Source organism: Teredinibacter haidensis (assembly GCF_014211975.1).
Classification (GTDB): Bacteria; Pseudomonadota; Gammaproteobacteria; order Pseudomonadales; family Cellvibrionaceae; genus Teredinibacter; species Teredinibacter haidensis.
Map to the genome: position 1 here is coordinate 194,693 of NZ_CP060084.1, position 16,176 is coordinate 210,868.

At 48.5% G+C, this 16,176-nt stretch carries 9 protein-coding genes; all 9 read left to right on the forward strand.

All coding sequences use genetic code 11. From position 1 onward, the window contains the following. The first annotated feature begins 66 nt into the window (after positions 1-66). The 9 genes from rpoB to H5715_RS00835 all read left to right on the forward strand — a co-directional run bounded on the left by rpoB (position 67) and on the right by H5715_RS00835 (position 16,174). Positions 67-4,152 (forward strand): DNA-directed RNA polymerase subunit beta, encoded by a 4,086-nt coding sequence (gene rpoB, locus H5715_RS00795; protein WP_075186038.1) that lies wholly within the window; start codon positions 67-69, stop codon positions 4,150-4,152. A 79-nt stretch (positions 4,153-4,231) separates the two neighbouring features. Continuing rightward, positions 4,232-8,452: a DNA-directed RNA polymerase subunit beta' gene (rpoC, locus tag H5715_RS00800; RefSeq protein ID WP_075186037.1), complete on the forward strand. Its 4,221-nt coding sequence runs from the start codon at positions 4,232-4,234 to the stop codon at positions 8,450-8,452. Positions 8,453-8,632: 180 nt separating this feature from the next. Then, the gene (rpsL, locus tag H5715_RS00805) at positions 8,633-9,004 is read left to right on the forward strand and encodes a 30S ribosomal protein S12 (RefSeq protein WP_075186036.1); all 372 of its coding nucleotides are present in this window, start codon (positions 8,633-8,635) and stop codon (positions 9,002-9,004) included. 125 nt (positions 9,005-9,129) lie between these two features. After that, positions 9,130-9,600 (forward strand): 30S ribosomal protein S7, encoded by a 471-nt coding sequence (rpsG, locus tag H5715_RS00810; RefSeq protein ID WP_075186035.1) that lies wholly within the window; start codon positions 9,130-9,132, stop codon positions 9,598-9,600. Between the two features lie 158 nt (positions 9,601-9,758). Then, positions 9,759-11,858, forward strand: a complete 2,100-nt coding sequence (fusA, locus tag H5715_RS00815; RefSeq protein ID WP_075186034.1) for an elongation factor G — start codon at positions 9,759-9,761, stop codon at positions 11,856-11,858. Positions 11,859-11,916: 58 nt separating this feature from the next. Further along, complete coding sequence (gene tuf, locus H5715_RS00820) at positions 11,917-13,140, forward strand: elongation factor Tu (protein WP_075186033.1); 1,224 nt, start codon at positions 11,917-11,919, stop codon at positions 13,138-13,140. Between the two features lie 248 nt (positions 13,141-13,388). Beyond that, the gene (locus H5715_RS00825; RefSeq protein ID WP_246434816.1) at positions 13,389-14,339 is read left to right on the forward strand and encodes a TRAP transporter substrate-binding protein; all 951 of its coding nucleotides are present in this window, start codon (positions 13,389-13,391) and stop codon (positions 14,337-14,339) included. Positions 14,340-14,347: 8 nt separating this feature from the next. Continuing rightward, the gene (locus H5715_RS00830; protein WP_075186031.1) at positions 14,348-14,851 is read left to right on the forward strand and encodes a TRAP transporter small permease; all 504 of its coding nucleotides are present in this window, start codon (positions 14,348-14,350) and stop codon (positions 14,849-14,851) included. A gap of 18 nt (positions 14,852-14,869) precedes the next feature. Further along, the gene (locus H5715_RS00835; RefSeq protein WP_075186030.1) at positions 14,870-16,174 is read left to right on the forward strand and encodes a TRAP transporter large permease; all 1,305 of its coding nucleotides are present in this window, start codon (positions 14,870-14,872) and stop codon (positions 16,172-16,174) included. The last annotated feature ends 2 nt before the right edge of the window (positions 16,175-16,176 follow it).

Here is a 16,176-nt window from a genome sequence, read left to right on the forward strand (position 1 = left end):
GGTTTAAAAAAGGCTCACCCGGCCTTTAAGTCGAAATAAGCTCCGTGCTAAAGCTGAGGAACACTAATGGCTTACTCGTATACTGAGAAAAAACGTATCCGCAAGGATTTTGGCAAGCTGCCAAACGTCATGGATGTACCATACCTCCTGGCAATCCAGTTAGATTCCTATCGAAAATTTACCCAAGCTGGCAGGCTTGATGATGCCAAACTGGATATCGGCCTGCAGGCCGCTTTTAAGTCGGTATTCCCAATTGTTAGTTATTCCGGAAATGCTGCGCTTGAATACGTAAGCTATTCCCTTGGTAAGCCCGTATTTGACGTTAGTGAGTGTGTGTTGCGTGGTGCGACTTATGCTGTACCCCTACGCGTTAAAGTACGATTGATTATTTATGATCGCGAGTCGTCCAGTAAAGCGATTAAGGATATTAAAGAGCAAGAAGTTTATATGGGAGAAATCCCATTGATGACCGATAACGGTACCTTTGTTATTAATGGCACCGAAAGAGTTATCGTATCTCAGCTACACCGTTCACCGGGTGTCTTTTTTGAGCACGACAAAGGTAAGACTCATTCCTCCGGTAAACTTTTGTACTCTGCTCGTATTATTCCTTACCGTGGTTCATGGTTGGATTTTGAATTCGACCCGAAAGATTTGGTTTACGTTCGAATCGACCGCCGTCGCAAGCTGCCGGCAACGATTCTTCTGCGCGCGCTCGGTTACAGTGCCGAAGAAATGTTGGCGATCTTTTTTGAAACTTCCAAGTTCGTGTTTAACGTTGAAGGTAATGCGAAACTTGAGCTGGTTCCTTCGCGTCTGCGAGGGGATGTAACCACCTTCGAAATTAAGGATGTGAATGGCGATGTTCTCATCGAAGAAGGGCGTCGTATTACGGCCCGCCATATTCGCTTGCTTGAAAAAAGTGGTGTAACTGAGCTGGATGTTCCGGTGGAATACCTGATCGGTCGCGCTCTGGCGAAAAATATTATCAACACCGAAACCGGAGAAGTGTTATTCGAATGTAACACTGAAATTACCGAGGAGGTGCTGGAAGGTCTGACCGCAGGGAATATCACCGAATTTGAAACGCTTTACACTAACGAATTAGATTGTGGACCGTTTGTCGCAGACACCCTGCGAGCCGACCCGACTCGCACCGAGCTGGAAGCTCTAGTCGAAATCTATCGAATGATGCGCCCCGGCGAACCTCCCACTAAAGAGTCTGCCGAAGCTCTGTTCCAGAATATGTTCTTCAGCTCTGATCGTTACGATCTTTCTGCGGTAGGCCGCATGAAATTTAATCGTCGACTCGGACACGATTCTGAAACGGGAGAAGGCACTTTATCTCGCGAAGATATTGTTTGCGTATTGAAAACCTTGATCGAAATTCGCAACGGTAGCGGTACGGTTGACGATATCGACCACCTGGGTAACCGTCGCGTGCGTTCTGTGGGCGAAATGGCTGAAAACCAGTTCCGAGTTGGCCTAGTGCGTGTTGAGCGCGCGGTTAAAGAACGATTATCCATGGCTGAAAGCGAAGGCTTGATGCCTCAGGACCTGATTAACGCCAAGCCTGTTGCGGCGGCGGTTAAGGAGTTCTTTGGTTCCAGCCAGCTGTCACAGTTTATGGATCAGAACAATCCGCTGTCTGAAGTTACTCACAAACGTCGTGTGTCTGCTCTCGGCCCTGGTGGTTTGACTCGAGAGCGCGCTGGTTTTGAAGTGCGCGATGTACACCCAACACATTATGGTCGTGTCTGTCCTATTGAGACACCTGAAGGCCCAAACATTGGTCTGATCAACTCTCTGGCTACTTACGCCCGTACTAATAATTACGGTTTTCTGGAGAGCCCACATAGGAAGGTAGTCGATGGTAAGGTTACCGACGACATCGAATACCTGTCGGCGATTAACGAAGCTCAGTATGTTATTGCACAGGCATCTGCCGAGATGAATGAGGCCGGTGAGCTGACTGACGAGCTAGTATCCGTTCGCTACCAAAACGAATTTACATTAAAAGCCGTATCAGACGTTCAATATATGGACGTTTCGCCACGCCAGGTTGTGTCGGTGGCAGCGTCGTTGATTCCATTCCTGGAGCATGATGATGCCAACCGTGCTTTGATGGGATCAAACATGCAGCGTCAGGCGGTTCCAACCCTGAAGGCAGACAAGCCTGTTGTGGGAACCGGTATGGAGCGCAATGTTGCACGCGACTCCGGCGTGTGTGTCGTTGCCAAGCGTGGCGGTAAAATCGAAAGCGTTGATGCTGCTCGTATCGTTGTTCGCGCTTCCGATGAAGAAACCGAGGCGGGTGATGCAGGTGTTGATATCTACAACCTGACCAAGTACACCCGCTCCAACCAGAATACCTGTATTAATCAGCGTCCAATCGTTAAGCCTGGCGACGCCATTACTCGTGGTGATATTTTGGCCGATGGGCCATCAGTGGATCTTGGTGAGCTAGCGCTGGGTCAGAATATGCGTATCGCGTTTATGACCTGGAATGGTTATAACTTCGAGGATTCCATTTTGGTGTCCGAGCGCGTTGTACAGGAAGACCGTTTTACCACTATCCATATTCAGGAGCTGACCTGTATTGCTCGTGACACTAAGCTGGGTAGTGAGGAAATTACAGCGGATATTCCTAACGTGGGTGAAGGTGCGTTAGCTAAGTTGGATGAATCTGGAATTGTATACGTCGGAGCTGAAGTTAGTGCCGGCGACATTCTAGTGGGCAAGGTCACGCCGAAAGGTGAAACCCAGCTGACGCCAGAAGAAAAACTGTTACGTGCGATTTTCGGGGAAAAAGCCTCAGACGTTAAAGACACCTCTCAGCGCGTCCCTTCCAGTGTCAAGGGTACCGTGATTGATGTGCAGGTCTTTACTCGTGATGGTTTGGAAAAAGATCAGCGCTCGTTGGAAATCGAAAAATCTCAGTTAGATCAGGTACGTAAAGATCTGAACGAAGAGTATCGCATTGTTGAAGGCGCTACCTTTGCCCGTCTGCGTTCTGCTCTGGTTGGCCAAACGGTCTCCAGCGGTAGAAGTGTTAAGAAGGGTGATACGGTTACCGATGAAATGCTCAACGATTTGGTGAAAGAAGACTGGTTTAAAATCCGCATGTCTGACGATGTGCTCAATGAGCAGTTGGATGCCGCTGAGCAGCAGCTGATAGACCGTCGTAAGGAACTGGACGAGCGTTTTGAAGACAAGAAAGGCAAGCTGGAAACCGGTGATGATTTGGCTCCGGGCGTGCTGAAGATAGTCAAGGTTTACTTGGCTATTAAACGTCGCATTCAGCCCGGTGACAAGATGGCGGGTCGTCACGGTAACAAGGGTGTTATCTCAGTCATCATGCCGGTCGAAGATATGCCTTACGACGAAAATGGTGATCCAATCGATATCGTACTCAATCCTCTGGGCGTGCCTTCGCGGATGAACGTGGGGCAGATTCTTGAGACTCACTTGGGCCTTGCGTCCAAAGGTCTGGGGCGCAAGATCGAGAATATGCTACAGCAGCAGAATGCGGTTATACAGCTGCGCGACCTGCTCGGTAAGGTCTACAACGATATTGGTCAGTCCTATAAAAAGGAAGAGCTGGATTCCTTCACTGATGAAGAACTGCTCGAGTTGGCTGAGAACCTGAAAGGTGGTGTGCCCATGGCTACACGCGCCTTTGATGGTGCTGCCGAGTCTGAAATCAAAGAGTTGCTGCGCTTGGCGGATATGCCGGACTCCGGTCAGATGACTTTGTTTGACGGTCGTACTGGCGACGCTTTCCAGCGTAAAGTTACCGTAGGCTATATGTACATGCTTAAGCTCAACCACTTGGTTGATGACAAGATGCATGCGCGATCTACAGGTTCCTATAGCTTGGTTACCCAGCAGCCATTGGGCGGTAAAGCTCAGTTTGGTGGTCAGCGATTTGGTGAGATGGAAGTGTGGGCATTGGAAGCATACGGTGCTGCATACACGCTTCAGGAAATGCTCACGGTTAAGTCGGATGATGTTAATGGTCGAACCAAGATGTATAAAAACATCGTCGATGGTGATCATCGTATGGAGCCCGGCATGCCTGAATCATTTAACGTATTGGTTAAAGAAATTCGATCGCTGGGCATCAATATCGAACTTGAGCAAGACTCGTAAATTTCACAAATCAAACGGTGGTGGGCGCAGCTCTATTAGGCTCGCCCGCTGTGCATAGGCACCCACTGGAGGAGCAGCTTTGAAAGATTTATTAAATTTATTGAAAAATCAGGGGCAAAACGACGAGTTTGACGGTATTCGTATCGGTCTCGCATCGCCTGAGATGATCCGTTCCTGGTCGTTTGGTGAAGTGAAAAAACCAGAGACCATTAACTATCGAACCTTCAAGCCTGAGCGTGAAGGTTTATTCTGTGCCAAAGTATTTGGCCCGGTTAAAGACTACGAATGTTTGTGCGGTAAGTACAAGCGTATGAAGCATCGCGGCATTATTTGTGAAAAGTGCGGCGTTGAAGTCACGTTGGCAAAAGTTCGTCGTGAGCGTATGGCTCATATCGAGCTGGCCTGTCCTACGGCGCACATCTGGTTTTTGAAATCCCTGCCAAGCCGTATCGGTTTGTTGCTGGATATGACCTTGCGCAGCATCGAGCGAGTGCTTTATTTTGAATCTTTCGTGGTTACCGATCCCGGTATGACCACGCTTGAGCGCGGCCAGCTACTGACTGACGAGCAGTACTTTGAAGCCATGGAAGAGTTTGGTGACGAATTCGATGCCAAAATGGGTGCAGAGGCTATCCAGCAATTGGTGAAGGATATCGATCTGGAGCGTGATGCTCAGGGAATCCGCGAAGAAATTCCAAACACGAACTCTGAAACCAAGATCAAAAAGCTGTCCAAGCGACTGAAGCTTCTCGAAGCCTTTATTCAGTCTGGTAACAAGCCGGAGTGGATGATTCTGGAAGCTCTGCCGGTTCTACCGCCCGATCTGCGTCCATTGGTGCCGCTAGACGGTGGTCGTTTCGCAACTTCCGACCTTAACGATCTTTATCGCCGTGTTATTAACCGCAATAATCGTTTGAAGCGTCTGCTTGATCTTAACGCTCCGGACATTATTGTTCGCAACGAAAAGCGTATGCTGCAGGAAGCTGTGGACGCATTGCTGGATAACGGCCGTCGCGGTCGCGCCATCACTGGTTCCAATAAGCGCCCACTGAAATCTTTGGCCGATATGATCAAAGGTAAGCAGGGTCGTTTCCGTCAGAACTTACTGGGTAAGCGTGTGGACTATTCCGGTCGTTCCGTAATTGTGACCGGTCCGACTTTGCGCCTGCATCAGTGTGGTCTGCCTAAGAAAATGGCGTTGGAGCTTTTCAAACCGTTTATTTTTAGCAAGCTTGAGCTGCGCGGCCTCGCTACCACGATTAAAGCAGCCAAGAAAATGGTTGAGCGTGAAGAGCCGGTTGTATGGGATATCCTTGACGAAGTGATTCGCGAGCACCCTGTATTACTTAACCGAGCACCAACACTTCACCGTTTGGGTATTCAAGCGTTTGAGCCGGTACTGATTGAAGGTAAAGCAATTCAATTGCACCCATTGGTGTGTGCGGCTTATAACGCCGACTTCGATGGTGATCAGATGGCTGTTCACGTGCCGCTGACAATTGAAGCTCAGCTAGAATCACGTGCGCTGATGATGTCCACCAATAACATCCTGTCACCAGCTTCTGGTGAACCAATTATCGTCCCGTCGCAGGACGTTGTATTGGGTCTGTACTGGATGACCCGCGAGCGTATTAACGATCTCGGCGAAGGAATGGTGTTCTCCGACAGCAAAGAAGTCTCTCGCGCTTTCTATGCGAAAAAAATTGGCCTGCAGGCACGAATTAGAGTGCGAGTTCGCCAGGTAAAATTACGCGAAGATGGCGAGAAAGAAGAGAAAACTGAGCTGCTGGAGACGACTGTTGGTCGTGTTCTGTTGTGGGAGATTGTGCCCGACGGTATTCCTTTTGACATGGTTAACAAGCCAATGGTTAAAAAGGCCATCTCTGGCGTCATTAACTTTTGTTACCGCATCGTTGGTCTGAAAGCGACGGTTATTTTTGCCGACCAGCTCATGTACATGGGGTACGACTTTAGTACCAAGTCGGGTTCTTCTATCGGTGTAAACGATTTTGAAATTCCCGCTGCGAAAGCCGGTATTGTTGACAGCGCCGATGATGAAGTGAAAGAAATTGAAAGACAGTTCGCGTCCGGCCTGGTAACCCAGGGTGAGAAGTACAACAAGGTGATCGATATTTGGTCTCGCGCCAACGACCTAGTTGCTAAGTCAATGATGGAAGGTATTTCCAAAGAGGCCGTGATTAACCGTGACGGCGTAGAAGAAATGCAGGATTCCTACAACTCTGTCTTTATGTATGCCGATTCCGGCGCTCGTGGTTCGCCCGCACAGATTCGTCAGCTGGCTGGAATGCGTGGCCTGATGGCTCGCCCGGACGGCTCCATTATTGAAACGCCGATTGTTGCGAACTTCCGTGAAGGTTTGAACGTACTTCAGTACTTCATCTCTACACACGGCGCTCGTAAAGGTTTGGCGGATACCGCACTGAAAACAGCAAACTCTGGTTATCTAACCCGTCGACTCGTGGATGTGGCTCAGGACGTTGTTATTACGTCCAGCGACTGCGGTACCGATGAGGGATTGGTGATGACCCCGGTTATCGAGGGTGGTGACATCATCGAAACCTTGGGTGATCGTATTCTGGGTCGCGTCGTCGCACAGGACGTTGTACGCCCAGGTAGCGATGAGATTTTGATCCCAGCAGGTACCATGATCGACGAAAAGTGGGTTGTACGTGTTGGCGATATGAGTATTGATGAGGTCATTGTTCGCTCGTCGATTACCTGTGAATCTCGTTTTGGTATTTGTGCCCAATGTTATGGTCGCGATCTGGCGCGGGGGCATCGTGCTAACATCGGCGAAGCCGCCGGCGTTATTGCTGCCCAGTCTATTGGTGAGCCGGGTACCCAGTTAACGATGCGTACTTTCCATATTGGTGGTGCGGCAAGCCGGGCGTCTGCAGCCGATAGTATCCAGGTGAAGCAAGAAGGTACCGTTCGTCTGCATAATATTAAGGTTGTAACCCGCGAAACCGGAGACCTAGTAGCGGTGTCCCGATCTGGCGAACTGGCGGTTGCCGATGCCGCCGGTCGTGAACGTGAGCGTTACAAGGTTCCATACGGGGCTGTTATCTCGGTTAAAGATGGCGAGCAGATCGAGGGCGGTGCTGTGATCGCTAAGTGGGATCCGCATACGCACCCAATCATTACCGAGGTAGCCGGTAAGGTCGCTATGACCGGTATGGAAGATGGTCTTTCCATTCGCAAGCAAACAGATGATCTTACGGGTTTGTCCAGTATTGAAATTCTGGATCCTACCGAGCGTCCTGCAGCGGGTAAAGATCTGAAGCCAGCGGTAACCCTTGTAGATGGAAACGGAAACGAGCTGACTTTGGCGAACTCTAATCAGCCGGCGCACTACATGTTGCCTGGTAAAGCTATTTTGAGTTTAAGCGATGGCGACCAGATCGGTGTGGGTACCGTAATAGCACGTATCCCTCAAGAGGGATCAAAAACTCGTGATATTACCGGTGGTCTACCTCGTGTTGCCGACCTGTTTGAAGCGCGTAAGCCGAAAGAGCCTTCAATTCTGGCTGAGATTTCCGGTGCGGTTTCCTTCGGTAAAGAAACCAAAGGTAAGCGTCGCCTGGTGATTACTCCGGCTAACGGCCAGCTGCTTCCGGATGGCTCGACTCACTACGAAGTACTGATCCCTAAACATCGTCAATTGACCGTGTTCGAGGGTGAAACGGTCGCTAAGGGTGAAGTTGTGTCTGATGGGCCAAGCAACCCGCACGATATTCTGCGTTTGCAGGGTGTGGAAGCCTTGGCCCGCTACATCGTCAACGAGATTCAGGAAGTTTACCGGCTGCAAGGCGTGAAGATTAACGATAAGCATATCGAAACTATCGTTCGTCAAATGCTGCGCAAGGCAGAAATTACTTTCATGGGTGATTCCGACTTCGTTAAGGGTGAACAGGTTGAGTATCATCATGTATTGGAGAGTAATGAGAAGTTACGCGCCGATGGTCGCCAGCCTGCGAAATTTGAGCGCCAGCTGCTGGGTATTACAAAAGCGTCGTTGGCAACTGAATCATTTATATCTGCCGCATCCTTCCAGGAAACAACCCGTGTTTTGACCGAGGCTGCCGTTACGGGCAAGCTCGATAGATTACGTGGTCTGAAAGAGAACGTGGTTGTTGGTCGACTGATCCCAGCGGGTACCGGTCTGACTTATCACAATGAGCGCCGTCGCAAGCGTGAAGAAAAGTCTTTACCATCGGATGGCGTAAGTGCAGCAGAAGTAGAAGCAGCATTAACCGAAGCCCTTAAGTCCGGTTCATAGTCTGTATATAAACCTTCTTTATTGAGGTTCTAAGATGTTGACGATAGCGGGTGGTGTCATTACAATGCGCCACCCGCTGTTATTGGCGGGGGGCACTTGTTGCCCTTTTTAAGTGAAATAGTTTCTGTGTATCCGTTTTAAGCGGGCAGAAATAAAATTTATTTTTTGGAGTTAAGTTTCATGGCAACGATCAACCAGTTGGTTCGTAAGCCGAGAAAACGCAAAGTTCAGGCTAGTGACGTTCGTGCTTTGGAAGCATGTCCTCAGCGCCGTGGTGTTTGTACTCGTGTTTACACTACAACACCTAAAAAGCCAAACTCAGCACTGCGTAAAGTATGTCGTGTGCGTTTGACTAACGGTTTCGAGGTGTCTTCCTACATCGGTGGTGAAGGTCACAATCTACAGGAACACAGCGTTGTATTGATCCGTGGCGGTCGAGTTAAAGACTTGCCTGGTGTTCGATACCACACTGTTCGTGGTTCTTTGGATACGTCTGGCGTTAACGACCGTAAACAGGGTCGTTCTAAGTACGGTACTAAGCGTCCTAAGTAATTGACGCAGGTGCGCGTAAGCGTTTTACGGTAGAACCAGTAAGGCCGGGCGGCTTTCTCTAAACAAAGAGTTTACTCAGCGTCCCGGATAAGCCTGAATTTTTGAGTAATCGGTGAGTTACAAACATGCCTAGAAGAAGAGTTGTCGCCAAGCGCGAAATATTACCAGATCCCAAATTTGGTAACGTGACATTGGCAAAATTTATGAACCACGTGATGATCAGTGGAAAAAAATCCGTAGCTGAGCGTATTGTGTATGGCGCTCTGGAACAGGTTCAGGAAAAACTGAACAAAGATCCTCTGGAAGTCTTCGGTGAAGCTCTGGAAAACATCGCACCGCTGGTGGAAGTTAAGTCCCGCCGCGTGGGTGGAGCTACCTATCAGGTGCCTGTAGAAGTTCGTCCTTCTCGTCGTGAAGCACTGGCAATGCGTTGGTTGGTGGAATATTCCCGTTCTCGCGGTGAAAAATCCATGCCTCAGCGTTTGGCTGGTGAATTAATCGATGCTTCCCAAAGTAAGGGTGGCGCGGTTAAAAAGCGTGAAGACGTTCACCGCATGGCAGAAGCGAACAAGGCCTTCTCGCACTTCCGCTTCTAAAACCTCTACTGCGTTTCGCAAACTTTTTAGTGTTTTTTAAGATTTGCAGCAGAAGGCAGCCCTCAGCTGCCTTTTAGCGCTTTCATAAAGCATAAAAAGAGCAGTTAAAGTTAAATTGCGAAAGTAGAAGTCGATAATGGTAACTGGAGAACACAATCGTGGCACGTAAGACCCCAATCGCACGCTATCGAAATATCGGTATCTGCGCGCATGTTGACGCGGGTAAAACCACCACGACCGAGCGTGTTCTTTTTTATACCGGTTTGTCGCATAAAATTGGTGAGGTCCATGATGGTGCTGCCACCATGGACTGGATGGAGCAAGAGCAGGAGCGTGGTATTACCATCACTTCTGCCGCTACCACCTGTTTTTGGGCGGGAATGCAGAAGCAGTTCGATCAGCATCGGATTAATATTATCGATACTCCTGGGCACGTTGACTTCACTATTGAGGTGGAACGCTCCCTTCGCGTACTTGACGGCGCTGTCGTTGTTTTATGCGGTTCCTCGGGCGTGCAGCCGCAAACGGAAACCGTATGGCGTCAGGCCAATAAGTACGAAGTTCCACGCATGGTGTTCGTGAATAAAATGGACCGTGCTGGAGCCAGCTTTGAAATGGTTGTGAAGCAGCTCAAAGAGCGGCTCGGTGCTGTTGCAGTACCACTGCAAATGACAATCGGCGCAGAAGAAGATTTTAAGGGTGTTGTTGACCTAGTGAAGATGAAAGCGATCCTGTGGAATGAAGATGACATGGGCATGACCTTTACCTACGACGACATCCCCGAAAATATACGGGATCAGTGCGAGGAAATGCGAGAGCATTTAGTGGAAGCGGCAGCTGAAGCAAACGATGAGCTAACAGAAAAATATCTCGAAGACGGTCAGCTCTCGGAAGATGAGATAAAGGCGGGCATTCGCGCTCGGACCCTGGCCAATGAAATTGTGCCGGTATTGGGTGGCTCGGCCTTTAAGAATAAAGGCGTACAGGCTGTGTTGGATGCGGTTGTTGAATATTTACCCGCGCCGACGGAAGTAAAAGCGATTCAAGGCACCTTGTTAGATGGTGAGACGGTCGCGACACGTGAAGCCAATGACGACGAGCCGTTTGCAGCTTTGGCTTTCAAAATTGCAACAGACCCTTTTGTGGGTACGCTGACATTTTTCCGTGTGTATTCTGGAAAGCTTGAAAGTGGTACAGCCGTTTATAATTCGGTTAAACAAAAAAAAGAGCGTGTTGGTCGTATGGTGCAGATGCACTCCAACAGTCGCGAAGAAATTAAAGAAGTGTTGGCTGGTGATATCGCCGCCGCCATTGGTCTTAAAGATGTGACCACAGGCGATACCCTTTGCTCTGAGCAGGGTAAAATCGTGTTGGAGCGTATGGAGTTTCCGGAGCCAGTTATATCTGTTGCAGTTGAGCCCCGCTCTCAAGCTGATCAGGAGAAAATGGGCGTCGCTCTCGGTAAGTTGGCTCAGGAAGACCCCTCTTTTCGCGTAAAAACAGACGAAGAAACGGGGCAAACGATTATTTCCGGTATGGGTGAGTTGCACCTGGATATTCTCGTTGAGCGTATGCGCCGAGAATTTAGCGTGGAGGCCAATATTGGTAAGCCGCAGGTCGCTTATCGAGAGCGCATCACACGCAGTAGTGAAATTGAAGGAAAGTTTGTACGACAGTCTGGTGGTCGCGGTCAGTTTGGTCATGTGTGGCTTAAATTTGAACCAGCAGATGATACAAACGCGGAAGGTCTTGAATTCGTCAACGAAATTGTTGGTGGTGCTGTTCCAAAAGAATACATCCCGGCAGTGGAGAAGGGTATATCCGAGCAAATGCAGAATGGCGTTGTCGCGGGTTACCCGTTATTGGGGCTGAAGGCGACGCTTTATGATGGGTCATATCACGATGTTGACTCGAGCGAAATCGCCTTTAAAATTGCAGCCTCAATGGCGACTAAGAAATTGGCGCAGGAAGGCGGTGCTGTACTGCTTGAGCCAATGATGAAGGTAGAAGTCGTGACACCTGAAGAAAACATGGGAGACGTTGTGGGAGACCTCAATCGTCGTCGTGGTTTGATTCAGGGAATGGATGAAAACCCTTCAGGTAAAGTTGTAACCGCAGAGGTGCCTCTGGCTGAAATGTTTGGCTATGCCACTGATCTGCGGTCTGCAACACAAGGTCGTGCGACCTTCACCATGGAGTTTGAGCGTTACGCTGAAGCACCTAATAAAATTGCGGAAGAAATCATCGCTAAAAATTAAATCGGTGAGACATTTCCTTTTTCTGTTTTCAAGTTCAAAAATTTAGAGGAATAGAACAGTGGCTAAAGAAAAATTTGAACGTAATAAACCCCACGTAAACGTTGGTACCATTGGTCACGTTGACCACGGCAAAACCACTCTGACTGCAGCCCTAACCCGTGTATGTGCGGAAGTGTGGGGCGGTACTGCCGTTGCTTTCGATGGTATCGATAATGCGCCAGAAGAGCGTGAGCGTGGTATTACTATTGCAACTTCTCACGTAGAGTACGATTCACCTTCTCGTCACTACGCACACGTTGACTGTCCTGGACACGCCGACTACGTGAAAAACATGATTACGGGTGCTGCTCAGATGGATGGCGCTGTTTTGGTTTGTGGTGCTACCGATGGCCCTATGCCCCAGACTCGTGAGCACATCTTGCTGTCTCGTCAGGTTGGTGTACCTTACATCATCGTTTACCTGAATAAAGCTGACCTGCTCGCGGAAGATTGTGGTGGCGTTGGTTCCGACGAATACAACGAAATGTTGGAACTGGTTGAAATGGAGCTGCGTGAGCTGCTCGACACTTACGAATTCCCAGGCGACGATACCCCAATCATCGCAGGTTCAGCGCTGATGGCTCTGAATGGTCAAGATGACAACGAATTGGGTACAACTTCTGTTAAGAAGCTGGTTGAAGCCCTGGATGCATACATTCCCGAGCCAGAGCGTGCTATCGACCTGCCGTTCCTGATGCCTATCGAAGATGTATTCTCTATATCTGGTCGTGGTACTGTTGTTACTGGCCGTGTAGAGCGTGGTATCGTTACCGTTGGTGAAGAAATCGAAATTATTGGTATCAAAGACACAACCAAAACGACCTGTACCGGTGTTGAAATGTTCCGCAAGCTGCTGGACGAAGGCCGTGCTGGTGAGAACGTTGGTGTTCTGTTGCGTGGTACTAAGCGTGATGAAGTTGAACGTGGTCAGGTACTGGCTAAGCCAGGTTCTATCACTCCACACACTAAGTTCGAAGCAGAAGTTTATGTTCTGTCCAAGGACGAAGGTGGTCGTCACACTCCATTCTTCAAAGGCTACCGCCCACAGTTCTACTTCCGTACGACTGACGTAACCGGTGCTTGCGAAATGCCAGAAGGCGTTGAAATGGTAATGCCTGGCGATAATATTCAGATGGTTGTTACTCTGATTGCTCCTATCGCAATGGAAGACGGTTTACGCTTTGCAATTCGCGAAGGTGGCCGTACCGTTGGTGCTGGTGTTGTTGCCAAAATTATTGAGTAACTAGCCGCTCATCTAGAAAAGGCCGCTTTATGCGGCCTTTTTTGTGTCTGAAATACGTCAGTTTTCGATTTTTGGTGTTTTCTTCGGGGCAGGTCAAATACTTACCTTTGATGATGCGTACTTGTATACAAATAAATTGATACACCTTGTCTCGAGCTTTTTTTTATCTGTTAGAATACTACGCAAATCAATTCACTCAACACTAAAACAATAAAATGATGTATGTGCGTATAGTCTTTAGATTATTGATGGTTGCCTTTCTGTGTTCGCTTATCGCTGCTTGCGGAGATAAAACTGGAGTACGGGTAATCAAAATGGCCCATTCACTCGATACCGCTCATCCAGTGCATAAGGCTATGGTCTTTATGTCCGAGCGATTAGATGAAATATCCAAGGGCAGTATGCGGTTAGATATTTATCCCGGCGGGCAACTGGGCTCCGAGCGTGAGAGCATAGAGCTGCTACAAATAGGGAGTCTCGCCATGACAAAAGTGTCTACGAGTCCTCTTGAAGGCTTTGTTCCTGAAATGAAAGTCTTCAGCATGCCCTACGTTTTTCGCGATCACGAACATTATTGGAGCATGCTGAATAGCCCTTTGGGTAAACAGTTATTGATGTCTGGTGAAAAGGTACGTTTACGCGGTTTGGGTTATTTTGATTCGGGAAGTCGCAGCTACTACACCGTCGACAAGCAGGTATTATCCCCGGCCGACCTTAAAAGTATGAAAATTCGGGTGATGAACAGTCAGACTTCTGTGCGAATGGTTAAGGCAATGGGGGGATCTGGAACGCCCATTTCATGGGGAGAGCTGTATACCGCTTTGCAGCAAGGTGTAGTGGATGGTGCCGAAAATAACCCTCCCAGCTTCTATTCATCCAAGCACTTTGAAGTCGCCAAATATTACACCCTAAACGAACATACATCGGTCCCGGATATTGTGCTGATCAGCAGCTATGTATGGAACTCCCTAACTGAGCTGCAGCAGGTATGGTTGCAACAAGCTATGGATGAAGCCGTAATCTACCAGCGACAGCTATGGCTGGAGGCAACAGAGGACGCCTTAAGTGCAGTGCGTGAAGCGGGGGTTGAAGTGGTGTATCCCGATAAGCAACCGTTTATGGATGCCGTTATAGAAATGCACGAGTCTTATAAAGGCACTCAAGCTTACGACATTCTTAAAAAAATACAGGCGATGTAGGGGACCAGATGAAAAATTTCCTATCAAAAACCGAATTTGTACTGGGCCATTTTCTCGGCCTGTTAATGTTTTTAATCGTGCTCGACGTTACCTGGCAGGTGGTTACTCGCTTTATTTTAAGCGAGCCGAGTTCCTATACCGAAGAGGTCGCACGTTATTTGTTGGTATGGATCGGGTTGCTAGGCGCAGCTTACGCTTATCGTCGCCACGCACATTTGGGGCTAGATATCGTTACCCGCGCCTTGACGGGTGTAACAGCGCTGGTTGCCCAAAAGCTGGCGGATAGTCTATGCCTGCTTTTCGCTTTATCCGTAATGGTAGTGGGTGGTTGGAATCTGGTGAGCCTAACGTTGGAACTCAATCAATTGTCTGCAGCGTTACAGATTCCTATAGGTTATGTCTATAGTGTGATTCCGCTTAGTGGGGTTTTAATCGTGTTATTTGCATTTGAACGGCTGATAACAGCGCCGGCCGAAATTGCCGAGCACGATTCGTTTACGGCGATAAAATAATACATAAAGGTGCTTTAAGTGGAAATTTCTGTTGTTGTCTTACTGGTTTCATTTGTTATTTTACTGCTGATTAATGTTCCTGTTTCTATCAGTATTGGTGTGGCGACCCTACTTGCTATGCTGCTCACTATTGATTTTATCCCTGCAGTAACTACCATCGCGCAGCGCATGGGTGGAGGAATTGACAGTTTTGCATTACTGGCGATTCCATTTTTTGTGTTGTCGGGTCTACTGATGGGGCGAGGTGGTATTGCGCATCGGTTAATTGAGTTTGCTAAAGCTATAATCGGGATGCTGCCGGGCGGTCTGGCATTCGTCAATATTATTAGCTGTACTTTGTTCGGTGCTATTTCTGGTTCGTCGGTTGCGGCCACTTCCGCTATTGGTGGTTTTATGATCCCGGCGATGGAAAAAGAAGGTTACGATCGAAACTTTACCGCTGCAATTACGGTAACGTCCTCCACCACCGGCCTGCTAATTCCTCCCAGTAACATTCTGATTATTTATTCTCTTGCGAGCGGCGGCGTATCGATTGCAGCGCTGTTTGTCGCTGGCTATTTACCCGGCCTCCTCGTTTCTCTTGGGCTAATGGGCGTTTGTGCTATTTATGCAAAAATAAATGGTTATCCTGTTGGTCGTGCTCCGACGGCTAGAGAGGCCGTGGTTAAAACTCTGGACGCATTGCCCAGTCTTTTTTTAATTGTTCTTGTGATTGGGGGTATTATTGGGGGCTATGTCACTGCGACCGAGGCCAGTGTGATTGCGGTCCTTTATTCGCTGTTGCTTTCAGTCGTTGTCTACCGAGAGGTAAAGGTTAGCGATTTGCCAGAAATCTTTACCAAATCTGTAGAAACGACGGCAATTGTTATGTTGCTAATTGCAACATCCACCGCTATGTCGTGGATGTTAAGCTACGATAATATTCCTCAGGCGATCAGCAATGCGCTGATGCACATGAGCGATAACCCCTTTATTATTTTGCTTACCATTAATCTGATTCTATTGGCTGTGGGTATCTTTATGGATATGACGCCCGCTGTGCTGATTTTTACACCCATCTTTTTACCGGTTGCGGTCAGTCTGGGTATGTCGCCCTTACATTTCGGTATTATGATGGTGTTGAACTTGTGTATTGGCTTGTGTACTCCACCCGTGGGGGCGGTTTTATTTGTCGGCTGCAGTATCGCTAAGACCACCATTGCACAATTAATACGGCCCTTGATTCCATTGTACGGAGCCATGTTTATTGCTCTATTATTGGTTACCTATATACCAGCCATCAGTGAATTTTTGCCAACTTACTTTGGCTTATACGGAAAATAAAA